11 protein-coding genes and 1 pseudogene are annotated in these 13,077 nt (G+C 51.6%); 8 read left to right on the top strand and 4 right to left on the bottom strand.

Annotated elements, in window-relative coordinates; all coding sequences use genetic code 11:
* The first annotated feature begins 181 nt into the window (after positions 1-181).
* The 6 genes from F3J39_RS12465 (at position 182) to F3J39_RS12440 (ending at position 7,150) form a co-directional block, all read left to right on the top strand.
* The gene (locus F3J39_RS12465) at positions 182-1,168 is read left to right on the top strand and encodes an autoinducer 2 ABC transporter substrate-binding protein (protein ID WP_065647618.1); all 987 of its coding nucleotides are present in this window, start codon (positions 182-184) and stop codon (positions 1,166-1,168) included.
* 249 nt (positions 1,169-1,417) lie between these two features.
* Positions 1,418-2,938 (top strand): sugar ABC transporter ATP-binding protein, encoded by a 1,521-nt coding sequence (locus F3J39_RS12460; protein WP_104085722.1) that lies wholly within the window; start codon positions 1,418-1,420, stop codon positions 2,936-2,938.
* Entirely contained in the window at positions 2,931-3,920 is a 990-nt protein-coding gene (locus F3J39_RS12455; protein ID WP_104085723.1) for an ABC transporter permease, read from the top strand. The genes F3J39_RS12460 and F3J39_RS12455 overlap by 8 nt, the downstream gene beginning before the upstream one ends.
* A gap of 1 nt (position 3,921) precedes the next feature.
* Positions 3,922-4,875, top strand: a complete 954-nt coding sequence (locus tag F3J39_RS12450) for an ABC transporter permease (protein ID WP_071668180.1) — start codon at positions 3,922-3,924, stop codon at positions 4,873-4,875.
* A 29-nt stretch (positions 4,876-4,904) separates the two neighbouring features.
* A complete protein-coding gene (locus tag F3J39_RS12445; protein ID WP_071668179.1) occupies positions 4,905-6,545 on the top strand; it encodes an FGGY-family carbohydrate kinase in 1,641 nt (546 codons plus the stop codon).
* Positions 6,542-7,150, top strand: coding sequence for an SIS domain-containing protein (locus F3J39_RS12440; RefSeq protein WP_071668178.1), 609 nt, complete (start codon positions 6,542-6,544; stop codon positions 7,148-7,150). The genes F3J39_RS12445 and F3J39_RS12440 overlap by 4 nt, the downstream gene beginning before the upstream one ends.
* Before the next feature lie 141 nt (positions 7,151-7,291).
* On the opposite strand, the pseudogene F3J39_RS18985 reads toward F3J39_RS12440, so the two are convergent.
* The 3 genes and pseudogenes from F3J39_RS18985 to F3J39_RS12425 all read right to left on the bottom strand — a co-directional run.
* Positions 7,292-7,533: pseudogene (locus tag F3J39_RS18985) on the bottom strand (MFS transporter); the annotation flags it as partial.
* Positions 7,534-7,690: 157 nt separating this feature from the next.
* Positions 7,691-8,269, bottom strand: coding sequence for a DUF4142 domain-containing protein (locus F3J39_RS12430; RefSeq protein WP_071668176.1), 579 nt, complete (start codon positions 8,267-8,269; stop codon positions 7,691-7,693).
* Between the two features lie 429 nt (positions 8,270-8,698).
* A complete protein-coding gene (locus F3J39_RS12425) occupies positions 8,699-9,793 on the bottom strand; it encodes an NADH:flavin oxidoreductase (protein WP_104085724.1) in 1,095 nt (364 codons plus the stop codon).
* A 102-nt stretch (positions 9,794-9,895) separates the two neighbouring features.
* Between F3J39_RS12425 and F3J39_RS12420 the strand changes: the two genes are divergently transcribed.
* Positions 9,896-10,780: a LysR family transcriptional regulator gene (locus F3J39_RS12420; protein WP_071668195.1), complete on the top strand. Its 885-nt coding sequence runs from the start codon at positions 9,896-9,898 to the stop codon at positions 10,778-10,780.
* 303 nt (positions 10,781-11,083) lie between these two features.
* The gene (locus F3J39_RS12415) at positions 11,084-12,016 is read left to right on the top strand and encodes a sugar phosphate isomerase/epimerase (RefSeq protein WP_247648256.1); all 933 of its coding nucleotides are present in this window, start codon (positions 11,084-11,086) and stop codon (positions 12,014-12,016) included.
* Between the two features lie 6 nt (positions 12,017-12,022).
* Here F3J39_RS12415 and F3J39_RS12410 read toward each other — a convergent pair whose 3' ends face one another.
* On the bottom strand, positions 12,023-13,003 hold the full coding sequence (locus tag F3J39_RS12410; RefSeq protein WP_071668173.1) for a LacI family DNA-binding transcriptional regulator: 981 nt from the start codon (positions 13,001-13,003) through the stop codon (positions 12,023-12,025).
* Positions 13,004-13,077: the final 74 nt, after the last annotated feature.

Genomic DNA, 13,077 nt, shown 5'->3' with positions numbered 1-13,077 from the left:
AAACGGATTTTTATAACTTATTTTTTACATAAAAAACCATTAAATTTAACAAATGTGGGCATTGCTCACATTTCGCTCAAGGGCGAGCGAAAAGCGATACCCCCTTACGTTAATCTCAGAACGTGGATGTGAAAGCTGTCGCCTGTCCCCTTTATCAGAACCTCATAAGAAAGGTACCGAAATGAAATTTAACCTCGCATTAGTCAGTGCATGTGTGGTTTCAGCATGCATGTTATTTACAACACCTTCATTTGCCGCCAAACCTTACGATATCGCCGTCGTTGCCAAAGTTACGGGCATTCCCTGGTTTACCCGTATGGAGGTCGGCGTAAAAGAAGCCGCGCAGAAACTGGATGTCAACGCATACCAGGTCGGTGCGTCTACCCCGGATCCGGCCCAGCAGGTCAAAGTTATTGAAGATTTGATCGCTAAAAAAGTTAACGCAATCATTGTGGTACCCAATGACGCTAAAGTGCTGGAACCGGTGCTGAAAAAAGCCCGCGATCAGGGCATCGTGGTATTAACGCATGAATCGCCGGATCAGCAAATTGGCCAGTGGGATGTCGAAACCATCGACAGCCAGAAATATGCTCAGGCCAACATGGATGAGCTGGCAAAAGATATGGGTGGCAAAGGGGGTTACGCCATTTATGTCGGCTCTCTGACCGTGCCATTGCACAATGCGTGGGCGGATGCTGCGATTAAATATCAGAAAGAGAAGTATCCGGACATGCATGAAGTGACTTCACGTCTGCCGGTGGCCGAAAATATTGATAAGTCATACTCCACCACGCTGGATTTAATGAAAACCTACCCTGACCTGAAGGGGATTATCGGTTTCGGCTCGCTCGGTCCTATCGGTGCCGGTCAGGCTGTTCAGCAGAAACGTGCAAAAAACAAAATTGCAGTTGTCGGTATCGCTATGCCAGGCCAGGCGGCTCCTTACCTGATGCGCGGTGATATTAAGAAAGTTCTGCTGTGGGATCCGAAAGATGCCGGTTACGCCCTGGTGACAGTTGCCGATCAGCTGCTTCAGGGTAAAGAGGTGACTAAAGAGCTGAGTATTGAAAAATTGGGCAAAGCCGATGTAGATATGGACAAAAAAGTGATCCGCTTTAATAAAATTCTTGAAGTCACACCAGAGAATGCGAAATCACTTGGCTTCTGATGGGCCATTTTAATTATTTTATTTTCCGGAGATATATTATCTCCCGCGCTACACCAGGCAAATAGAAACAGATACGGCGTTGTATGCTGTGCTGTATCTGAATTTCTACTGAGAGATTGAAAACCTATATCCTGTATAACCCGGATTGGGTGTGCATTAATTCCTGCGATCACATCCGTCAGTGATCCGCAGGAGTAAGTGCAGCCAAAGCCCCAGCCCGAATATAACCGGTATGCTTAAGGACCTGTGATGGATATGCTCAACGCGCCCCCTGCCCCTGCTGAAGCCTTTATCAGCCTTGAGAAGATCAGTAAAAAATTCCCCGGCGTATTAGCACTGGATAATGTCAGCCTGACGCTTAATAAAGGCGAAGTACATTGTCTGGCCGGTCAGAATGGCTGTGGTAAAAGCACGATAATTAAAGTTATTTCCGGCGTCTATCAGCCGGAAAAAGGTGCGACGATTACGCTGGACGGAAAACTATTTCATACCCTGACGCCGCAGCTCTCTTCCTGGTACGGTATTCAGGTTATTTATCAGGATCTGTCCCTCTTTCCAAATTTATCGGTAGCCGAAAATATTGCTATTAACCGTTATCTCCCGGGCGGTGATTTTTGGGTACATCGTGAGTCAATGCGCAAAAAGGCTGTGGCGGCGATGCAACGGGTCGGCGTTTCTCTGGATCCGGATCGTAAAGTAGAAAAGCTTTCAATCGCCGACCGCCAGTTAGTGGCAATATGCCGCGCCATCGCCGCTGATGCCACGCTGGTGATCATGGATGAACCCACGGCCTCACTGACCCGAACCGAGGTCAATGGCCTGCTGCGGGTAGTAAGTGAGCTGAAAGCCGCCGGTATCTGCGTGGTGTTTGTCAGCCACCGTCTGGATGAAGTAATGGAAGTGGCTGACCGTATCAGCGTGATGCGCGACGGCAAACTGGTCGGCACCTGGCCGGCGAGCGAACTCGACAGCAACGAGCTGGCGTTCCTGATGACCGGTCAGCGCTTTACCTACAGCCACCTGCCGCACCGGGCACCTGCCGAAGTTACGCCGTTACTGGAGATCAGCCATCTGAGCCGCAAGGGTCAGTATCATGATATCTCGCTGTCGCTGCACCAGGGCGAGATCGCATCGATTGTTGGTCTGCTCGGTTCAGGGCGTACGGAACTCTGCCTGAGTCTGTTTGGCATGAGTCAACCAGACAGCGGCGAGATCCGCATCAACGGTAATACGGTGAAATTCCACTCTAACCGCGATGCTATCCGGCACGGTATTGCCTATGTGTCAGAAGACCGTTTGACGCAGGGGCTGATAATGGAGCAATCCATTTACGATAACACGCTGGTATCCATTTTCGACAAGCTGCATACCCGCGCAGGATTGATGGATCATCACAAAGCCGCCCTGGTAGTAAAAGAGCTGATCCGCGATCTGAACATTAAAGTTTCGGACAGCAGTTTACCCGTGAAGACGCTTTCCGGCGGTAATGCACAGCGTATCGCCATCGCCAAATGGGTGGCGACGCAGCCACGTATCCTGATCCTCGATTCGCCGACGGTCGGTGTGGATATTGCCAACAAAGAGGGAATTTACCGCATCGCACGCGATCTGGCGGAGTCCGGCATGGCGGTGCTGATGATTTGCGATGAGATCCCGGAAGCGTATTACAACAGCCATCGCGTGCTGGTAATGCGCAAAGGTAAACTGGTAGCGGAATTTGCGCCGCATCAGAGCAGCGAAGCGCAGATTGCGGAGGTGATTAATGGGTAATAAATCGCTCTCAAAACTGTTTTCACAGCACGAATTCTGGCTGGGATTACTGGTTCTGCTGTTGGTGATTGGTCTGAGCGTCCGCACCAGCGAATTTATGACGCTGGGTAACCTGACGGACGTCGCCACCAGCTACGCCATTCTCGGCATTCTGGCCTGCGGTCTGTTTGTGGTGCTGATCGCCGGAGGTATCGACATCTCCTTCCCGGCCGTAACCTCCATCGGCCAATACGTTATGGCGAGTTACATCATCCATCACGGTGGCAGCTTCCCACTGGCATTTGCTCTGTCGATGGGTACCGGTTTGCTACTTGGGCTGGTCAACGGTTTTCTGGTTTACTGGCTGCGCGTGCCGGCCATCATCATCACCATCGCCACACTGAACCTGTTCTACGGTTTGCTGGTGTATCTCACTAACGGCACCTGGCTGTACGGTTTCCCCGACTGGTTTATGAACGGCATTAACTGGTTCTCCTTCACCGCCGCCGACGGCTACGACTATGGCCTCACTCTGCCGCTTCTCAGCCTGCTGGGGGTGATCATCGCCACCGGGGTACTGATGAACCGGACCCGCGTGGGTCGCCAGATTTACGCTATGGGCAGCAATCGTGATGCTGCTTCGCGTCTTGGTCTGAATATTTTGCGGCTGCATTTCTACGTCTACGGTTTTATGGGTTTGCTGGCGGGAATTGCTGCCGTGGTGCAGGCGCAAATCACTCAGTCAGTCGCGCCTAACTCCCTGCTCGGTTATGAGCTGACGGTCCTTGCCGCTGTAGTTTTAGGCGGTACCAGCATGACCGGCGGGCGTGGTTCGCTGACCGGCACCATTCTGGGCGTGATGCTGCTGGCCTTCCTGCAGAATGGTTTGACCTTACTCAGCATTTCAGCTTACTGGCATCAGGTATTCAGCGGCGCAATCATTCTGGTCAGCATCAGCAGCACCGCGTGGAATGAAAAACGCAAACTGGCAAAGGGAATGTGACATGACAACCATAAACCGACTCTTCCCCGGCGACCGCATCATTCGTTTGCAGTTACTGATTATCGTAGCCGTTGCCGTACTGTTTTCGTTCACGCTGGGCGGCAGCTTCTACAGCGTCGGCAATTTCCAGTCAATCGCTTCACAGTTACCGATTCTGGGCATGCTGGCGCTGGGGATGGGCATTACCATGCTTACCGGCGGTATCAACCTTTCGATCATTGCCGGTGCCAATGCCTGTTCGCTGGTGATGGCGGCCATTCTGGTGGCCCACCCTGACCAGCCGCACTATTTCGCACTGGCGATGCTCGCCGGACTGGCCGTAGCGGTAGTCATTGGCGTGCTCAATGGTGCGCTAATCGCATATATCGGCGTTTCGCCGATTCTGGCGACGCTCGGTACTATGACACTTATCGCCGGGCTGAATATTCTGCTGACCAACGGCACAGTGCTTTCCGGTTTTCCAGCGGCCATTCAGTATCTCAGTAACGGTAGCCTGATGGGCATTCCGGTTGCGCTGCTGTTATTCCTGCTGGTAGCACTGCTGCTGTGGGTCCTGCTGGAACATACCACGCTGGGTCGCAGCCTGTATCTGATGGGCTCCAATGAACAGGCTACGCGCTTTAGCGGTGTTAATACGCACAAAGTCACCATCGCAGTGTACGTGCTTTCGGCGCTGCTCGGATGGGGTGCAGCACTGCTGATGATGTCCAAATTTAACTCGGCGAAAGCGGGTTACGGCGATGCCTATTTACTGGTGACCATTCTGGCCTCTGTGCTCGGCGGAATTAACCCTGACGGCGGTTTTGGCCGGGTCCTCGGGCTGGTGCTGGCGCTAATCGTTCTGCAAATGCTGGAGAGCGGCCTGAATCTGATGGGCGTCAGCAGTTACCTGACCATGGCGCTGTGGGGATGCGTTCTGATCCTGTTTATCGCTCTGCAAAACAGAAAATCATAAGCGAAAGCTTTCTAAAAAAAGGAAAGAACATGGCGAGTTATTTTATCGGCGTAGACGTAGGAACCGGCAGCGCCCGCGCAGGGGTTTTCGATATGAGTGGTCGTATGCTCGGTCAGGCCAGCCGTGAGATCACATTATACCGCCCGAAAGCCGATTTTGTTGAGCAATCTTCCGACGAGATCTGGCAGGCCGTTTGTAACGCGGTAAGAGACGTAGTCAGTCAGGCGGATATTAACCCGATTCAGGTGAAAGGCATCGGTTTTGACGCGACCTGCTCGCTGGTGGTGCTGGATAAAGAGGGCAATCCCCTGACTGTCAGCCCATCAGGACGCAGTGAACAAAATATTATTGTATGGATGGATCATCGCGCCATCACTCAGGCAGAACGCATCAATGCCACCGGCCATCGCGTACTGGAGTTTGTCGGCGGGATTATCTCTCCGGAGATGCAGACACCCAAACTGCTCTGGCTAAAACAGCACATGCCGACCACCTGGAGCAACGTCGGACATCTGTTCGACCTGCCTGATTTTCTTACCTGGCGCGCCACGCAGGACCCCACGCGCTCGTTATGTTCCACCGTCTGCAAATGGACATATATCGGTCACGAAGACCGCTGGGATCCCGGCTATTTTCGTCAGATCGGTCTGGACGATTTGCTGGAAAACAACGCATCAAAAATCGGTAGCGAAGTGAAAGCTATGGGTGAGCCGCTGGGGCATGGGCTGACACAGCGCGCTGCCGCAGAGATGGGACTGATAGCGGGTACCGCAGTCAGCGTCTCGATTATTGATGCTCACGCAGGCAGTCTTGGCATTCTTGGCGCCAGTGGTGTATCCGGCGAATCAGCGGATTTTGACAACCGCATCGCACTCATTGGCGGCACATCTACGGCGCATATGGCGATGTCGCGTAGCGCGCGCTATATCGGCGGCATCTGGGGGCCGTATTATTCGGCAATTCTGCCGGATTACTGGTTGAATGAAGGCGGACAATCCACTACCGGCGCGTTGATTGATCATGTGATTCAGTCGCATCCCTGCTATCAGGATCTGCTTAAACAGGGTAAAGACAGCGGTAAAAACATCTATGAGGTTCTCAACGGCATTCTGCGCAGCATGGCGGGCGAATCAGAGAATATTGCGTTTCTGACTAAAGACATTCATATGCTGCCCTATTTTCACGGCAATCGCTCACCGCGCGCCAACCCGACGCTGACTGGCACGCTGACGGGCCTGAAATTATCACGTACGCCGGAAGACATGGCGCTGCATTACCTCGCCACCATTCAGGCGCTGGCGCTTGGCACTCGCCACATTATTGAAACCATGAACCAGAATGGTTACTGCATTGATACTATGATGGCGTGTGGTGGCGGCATCAAAAACCCAATCTTTGTGCAGGAGCATTCCAATGCGACGGGCTGCGCGATGCTGTTGCCGGAAGAGAGTGAAGCGATGCTGCTTGGCAGCGCAATGATGGGCACCGTCGCGGCGGGCGCTTATGAATCGTTGCCAGAAGCGATGGCTGCCATGAGCCGCATTGGTAAGACCATCACGCCACAGACAAACAAAATCAAAGAGTATTACGATCGTAAGTATCGCGTCTTCCATGAGATGTATCACGACAGTATGAAATACCGGCATCTGATGCAGGGGGAAACGCAATGAATGCGGATGAAGAATTTGCCCTGGCGTGTCAGGGCTGGCAGACCTACAGTCAGGAGTTACTGGCGCTGCAGCTTCATCTCAATGCCGCGACCTGGCAGCAGCTGCTGATGCTGATCACCGGCTGCAAGGGAAAAATTGCCGTGACGGGCGTTGGCACCTCGGGCATCGCCGCCCGAAAAATCGCCCACATGCTGGCATGCGTCGAGCAGCCGGCAGTGTATCTCAGCGCTACCGATGCGGCCCATGGCGATCTGGGCTTCATGCGCAGCAACGACCTGATGATCCTGATATCGCGAGGCGGCAACTCTGAAGAACTGACGCGCCTGCTACCGACGCTTAAAACCAAAGGCGTGACGATTATTAGCGTGACGGAGAACCCGGACTCAGCCATTGCCCGCGCCGCCACGCTGGTGGTTAAAACACATATCCAGCGTGAAATCGACCCGCTTAATATGTTAGCCACTACCTCTATTGTGCTGGTGCTGGCGGTGTTTGATGCGCTGTGCGGCAACATTATGCTGCGTAACGGCTTCGATCAGAAGCGGCTGCTGAACGTTCATCCGGGTGGCAATGTTGGTAAAACGTTGCGCGAACAGGATGTGTGAACAGGACGTTAATTGTTTTATCTCATCTGGTCCGTCAGCCATACCCGCCAGTAGATATGCCGCGTGCGAGCGGTTATACCAACGATAAAACCGGGTAATAGCCCGGTTTGTCCCTTTGTCAGCAATCTCGCTTATAGGGTATTACCGGCTGCGCTTTTTATCCGGCATAAACAGCCCAGCAGCGGCAGGAAAGCACACAGGCCATAAACCCACTCAATGCCGTATATATCTGCCATCTTGCCAGGACCGGCGGCGGCGAGCCCGTTGACGCCAAATATGAGCCCGGTGACCCTCCCTGCACGACCCGGGACAATTTACTGAGCGTAAACCACCAGCGCAGAGAAAGCCGATGAGAGAATCAGGCCAATAAAGATGGTGAACACAATAGCCTGCAGGTGAGTGTCAGCATGGGACTGCAGCCAGGCGGATATCAGGCGGCGACTTAACGAATAAGCGCCGCGCCTGCTCTTCATAACTGACACTCATCAGCGCTTTTTTCCGCAACGCCATCAACGCAGGTTGCGGGAGCGCGCAAGATAGTTATTTACCGGCTTGTGACATCTGTTCGGCAGACTTCAGATGCTCTTCAACAACCGGCGTGTGTGCGTCAGCCAGTGCTTTGACATCGGGATCCTTAATCATTTTGGCGTCACTCTGCAGGGTCGACAGCACCATCTTGTGATCTTTCGTGCCGGCGTTAGTCATATACATCTTGTCAAATGCGGCACCGCTCTGTTTTTCCAGCTGAGCGGCCATCGTTTTGTGCTTCGCATCCGGTTCAGTCGGCAGCGTTACGCCTTTTTGCCCGGCGACTGTCTGAACTTTGGTCAGCGCAGCGCTGTGATCGTCTACCATTTTTTGTGCATAGGCCTTCACTTCGCTGCTTTCCGCTTTTGTCAGCGCAATTTTGCCGGCAGCGACTTCATTGATATTGGCCTGCGCCATATCCTTCAGCGCTTTTTCATCGCTGGCGCTCAGTTTGCCGCCCGCTGCGCTCTGGCCTGCAGCACCATCCTGCACGGTGCTGGCTGGCGTCTGAGCATATACGCCAGCTGTGCTGAACATGGCGACAACTGCTGACAGAACCAGTACTGTTTTCAACGTTTTATTCTTATGCATATTGTTCTCCGGAATATCGATGAGGTAGCTGACGTCTGGCCATTAACCGCACGCAGCCATGCAGGGAAATCAGAAGTGCATTAATCAGTATAGACAGTGATAAAGAGAGGGGATTTTACCGCGCTAAATTCCGCGCAATCTATTGGAGACAGGTCACGATAAGATCATTTAAAGCGAGCCGCAAAAAAACCAGCTCGTGTTAAAAATACAATGAAGATATTTTATATTAATCAACTGAACAGGCAGGTTTTATATCAGTCCGGGCCTCCCTGGTAATAAGACCCGGACTTTTCAGACAGAACGTTTACTCATTCAGCAGGGGCAACCTGCTCACGGACGCTTAAAGATGCCATGCATCTCAAAAAAAATAGTTTTCTTTGTTCCGTCATCCACTATTTATCTTCTGATATCACCTGCGCAGATTGAATATCAGATCTGTTCTTTTTCCTTTATGTCCGCAACTGGCGAAAGAATATCCTCAGGCAGACTCTCAAGCGGTAAATTGCTCTCAACTTTGTGAGGCCAGTCAGGATTAGCCAGCGCAGCCTTACCGATAGCAACAAAATCAGCGCCCATACCGAGCAGTTGTTCTGCCAGCTTACCATCATCAAGGCCGCCATTAGCGATAATCACAGTATCCGGAGCCGCTTCCCGCGCAATTTCAACAAGACTTCTCTGACCATCTTCAAACGCAGGCAACCACGATTTGTATTCAGTTATATGAATGTAATCGACGCCGGCTGCGGCAAGCAGAGTAAAAATTGTTCTGGCTCCGCTCTCACCCTCTTTCCATTTATGATGAAAATCATTTACTTTTCCCTGCGAAATTCTGACGCCCAGCACGCTATCCGTACCGATTTCTTTGCGCACCGCGCGGATAACGCTTAGCGTAATAGCCAGACGATTTTCGAGTGTCCCACCCCATTCATCGCTGCGCGCATTGGTATAATCTGTCAGGAACTGGTCAAGCAGATAACCATTAGCCGCATGAATCTCCACTCCATCGAATCCGGCCTTGCTCACGGCCCGCCCGGCGCTATCAGCAAAACTGGTGATAATTGCCTGAATCTGCTGTTCACCCAGTGCCTCAGGTATGCCGTACTCACCAGAACCATGATAGAACTCCAGCTGCTGACCTTTAGGTTTTATGGCTGAAGGCGCCGCGGTACCAGGGCGATAAATATTGTGCTGAGACAGCGCGCCAGCATGGATCAGCTGAGCAATAATGCGCGCACCGGCGTTATGAGAATGCCTGACAATCTGTTTCCAGCCTGATATCTGCTCATCATTAACTATGCCCGGCTGAAACGCATAGGTCTGCGACCATGCCGTATCGATATAGATACCCTCAGTAATCAGGGCGCCAAATCCACCACGCGCAAACCGGGTGTAGTAATTCAGCATCTTTTCTCCCGGCACACCGCTTTCCGAAGCGGAAATACGCGTCATGGGAGCGACCATAATCCGGTTTTTAAATATGACATTTCCAATAGAAGCAGTATCGAACAGTGAAGTATGTGGCATGGAAAATACTCTCAGTTAATTATAATGAATGCCATTATAATAGAGACTGAAGGAGAATATAAACGCGACTTAAAGCATCACTGTATAACGGAATCAGATATAATGAATGTAAAGCATATTGAATTATTCATCGTTCTTGCTGAAACCTGTAACCTGAGCCGGGCTGCGCGAAGACTGGGCATGAGCGCAATGACCGTTTCCCGGCACCTTGCTCAGCTTGAAAAGGATCTGGGCGTACGGCTGTTTCAGCGCACAACCCGTGCTGTGTCGCTAACCAGTGAAGGTGAAGAGTTTCTTCCCTACGCCAGAACTATCACCGAGGCGGAACAAAGCGCCCGGGTCATGTTCAATAATGAAATTGCCGGGGCATCAGGCTTGCTAAAGATGTCGGCTCCGTCAGGTATTGGCCGGCGCAACATTCTGCCCCTGCTTCCGGAATTGATGAAAAAAAATCCAAAATTGAAAATCGATCTCAACCTTAGCGATGACGTGGTTGATATTGTAGGGCAAGGTTATGACGTAGCGATAAGAGTGGCACCACTCAAAGATTCCAATCTGATTGCACATAAACTCAGTAATAACCCGCGTATCCTTTGTGCATCACCAGAATATATTTCGCAATATGGCCAGCCTGTAATTCTGGCAGACCTTTCTGATCACTGGTGTCTCAAAACGGCAATGGTGGCGCAATGGACGTTTATACAGAATACCGCAACCATAAATTATGTTTTTGACCCACGATTCACCTGTAATAGCGTTGAGGGTGTACGATCAATGTGTAAAGCAGGGGCCGGAATTGCTCAGCTGACAAAAGTTGATGTTGAGCAGGAGCTGGCGAAAGGCGAGCTTATCGAAATACCGCTGAAAGATGCAGAGCCACACATGCTGGCAATTTGGGCACTATTGCCAACTAAACGCTATCTTCCCTGCCGCGTAACTCTTTTTCTTGAAGCATTAAAAGTTTCACTGAGCGGGTTATCATCCTGAAGCTAACAGGATTAGCGGCGAAAGAGTGCCTGAAGGTAAAATAGAGCCTGTTATACAGGTGTACAGCGGCACACTATCGAACTATTTCTGAGCAGGCAGACGCAATGCTCTGCCAGATAACCAGGCCCCGAAAGGCCTGTTCAGATTCTGTGGATTCAGGAACATGGATGGAAGGCCTGCCATTCTCCGAAAAATCTGGATAAAAACGATGTGATGACGCGCAATTTTAAATACCGGAAAATCACGCTGCCGCAAATTTCCAGGAGCACCCTGCTTTAGAGATATGAGTTCAGTCACAAATTTTTGTATCCGTTGCGCATTCTAAAAGTAATCGATTACTTTTTGCGTTACTTTTGTAATCGATTACTTTTTGGAAACGGGAAAATTATGCTTCGTCACTTAGTCTTTAGCACCTGCCTTCTGGCTTCAACAGCAATGACTTCCACTGCTGCTTTGGCAGTGAATGTGGATGACAGTATCGCTCTGCAGATGTATACCCTGCGCAATGCCGGTCCGGCAGAAAAACAATTTGCCATGGCGCATGATGCCGGGTTTAAGCACGTAGAAATAGTCGGAACGCACGACCTCAGCGCTAAACAGTTAAGCTCCCTGCTGAAAAAGAACGATCTTACCGTTACCTCAGCGCACGTGCAGCTTTCAGCACTGGAAACAAATTACGCCGAAACGGTCGCCTTTAATAAATCAGTTGGCAATAGCACTATCGTTGTCCCATGGATTGAGCCGCAGGATCGTCCTGACAGTTCTCAGGGCTGGATCGACTTTGCCAGACGTCTGGATGCGATGGGAGCAAAACTGCGCCATGATCGCCTGCAACTTGCTTACCACAATCATAACTTTGAAATGAAAAAATATGGGGGTGTAACGGCACTGGAAATTATCCTGAATCACTCTTCACCGGATAATCTCAAACTTGAGATGGACGCAGCCTGGGTATCGCGCGGTGGTCAGGATCCGCTTCGTTTTCTCAACGCCTATCCGGGACGGGTTTATGCCATTCACGCTAAAGACAATGCCTCAATCGGCATCCGGGACGATGAAATGAACTTTGCGCCCTTGGGTGAGGGATTACTGGACTGGTCAGCCATTCTGCCTGCAGCCAAAAACAGCGGCGTAAAGTGGTTTATCATTGAGCATGACAAACCAAAAGACGCGTGGAGCATTATCAGCACGTCACTGCGTAACCTCCGGGCCGCACTGCAAAAACAGCCGCATTAAGATTGTTTATGCGCTGGCTCGCTTAATCAGGTGGCCCTGCAGAATGACGCGTTGCGCCGCGGAGTCAGGCTGGTCTATCTTCTGCTGAATCAGCCTGAAAGCTTCACGGCCAATATCCCTCGAGGGCTGTGCCAGCGTGGTCAGCGGCGGCGAGATCATCTCCGCCAGCTCAGTGCCGTCAAACCCGGCTACCGCTATGTCACCGGGCACGCTATAACCAGAGGCCTGTATTGCCGCCATTGCACCCGCTGCCAGCGTGTCTGATACCGCAAATACCGCATCAGGGATCTCATCAGCGGCAAGCAGAGTCATCATTGCCTGCCTGCCTGCACTGAAACTCAGTTCACTGGCATAGCTGATGCCCTGCCAGTCCAGATTGTGCTCGTCCAGTTGAGACAGATATCCCTGCTGGCGCAGGCGCGCATATTTATAGCTGAGATCGTGATTTATCAGGGCTATACGTCTGCGACCCTGATCCGCCAGATAACCCACCACCTGCTGTGATGCCTCGCTGTCGTTAATGCCGACGCAGGATATGTCACCGGCATCAGCATACTCTGCGCACTGAACCCAGGGCGTATCAGCAATCAGATGGCTCAGCTCCGGCAGCTTGCTAAAAGCGTCCATGGTAATGATACCGTCAACCATTTTCCCCGACAGCAGCTGCAGGCTGGAACGGGAGCGCTCAATGTCCGAACCGGAATTGCACAGAAGAATGCGGTAACCGTTCTTCTCTGCCTCTTCTTCGATGCCTTTGACCACCTCGGCACAAAACGGATTCGAAATGTCGGACACCATAACCAGAATCATTGAGCTGCGCGCGGTGCGCAACTGGCGTGCCAGCAGGTTAGGCTGATAATTACTCGCTTTGATGGCCTGAAGCACTTTTTCGCGGTTGGCGTCTTTAACCGTATCGCTGTTGTTTAATACGCGTGACACCGTTGCAACGGAAACACCCGCCAGACGGGCGATTTTTTGAATGGACATGGAAGGATCCGGACCGAAACATATAGCACACAGGCTACCATAAAACCGCGCGAACAATAAGTTAACCCGGTCTG

It is taken from the genome of Pantoea sp. Acro-807, from assembly GCF_011752675.1.
Lineage (GTDB): Bacteria > Pseudomonadota > Gammaproteobacteria > Enterobacterales > Enterobacteriaceae > Pantoea > Pantoea eucrina.
Note: the sequence above shows the minus strand (reverse complement) of the source record. Positions and strands in the feature narration are given on the sequence as shown.

Bases quoted from the DNA above. Each gene is read 5' to 3' on its own strand.
- F3J39_RS12465 (WP_065647618.1), top strand. From the start codon at position 182: ATGAAATTTAACCTCGCATTAGTCAGTGCATGTGTGGTTTCAGCATGC.
- F3J39_RS12460 (WP_104085722.1), top strand. From the start codon at position 1,418: ATGGATATGCTCAACGCGCCCCCTGCCCCTGCTGAAGCCTTTATCAGC.
- F3J39_RS12455 (WP_104085723.1), top strand. From the start codon at position 2,931: ATGGGTAATAAATCGCTCTCAAAACTGTTTTCACAGCACGAATTCTGG.
- F3J39_RS12450 (WP_071668180.1), top strand. From the start codon at position 3,922: ATGACAACCATAAACCGACTCTTCCCCGGCGACCGCATCATTCGTTTG.
- F3J39_RS12445 (WP_071668179.1), top strand. From the start codon at position 4,905: ATGGCGAGTTATTTTATCGGCGTAGACGTAGGAACCGGCAGCGCCCGC.
- F3J39_RS12440 (WP_071668178.1), top strand. From the start codon at position 6,542: ATGAATGCGGATGAAGAATTTGCCCTGGCGTGTCAGGGCTGGCAGACC.
- F3J39_RS12430 (WP_071668176.1), bottom strand. From the start codon at position 8,269: ATGCATAAGAATAAAACGTTGAAAACAGTACTGGTTCTGTCAGCAGTT.
- F3J39_RS12425 (WP_104085724.1), bottom strand. From the start codon at position 9,793: ATGCCACATACTTCACTGTTCGATACTGCTTCTATTGGAAATGTCATA.
- F3J39_RS12420 (WP_071668195.1), top strand. From the start codon at position 9,896: ATGAATGTAAAGCATATTGAATTATTCATCGTTCTTGCTGAAACCTGT.
- F3J39_RS12410 (WP_071668173.1), bottom strand. From the start codon at position 13,003: ATGTCCATTCAAAAAATCGCCCGTCTGGCGGGTGTTTCCGTTGCAACG.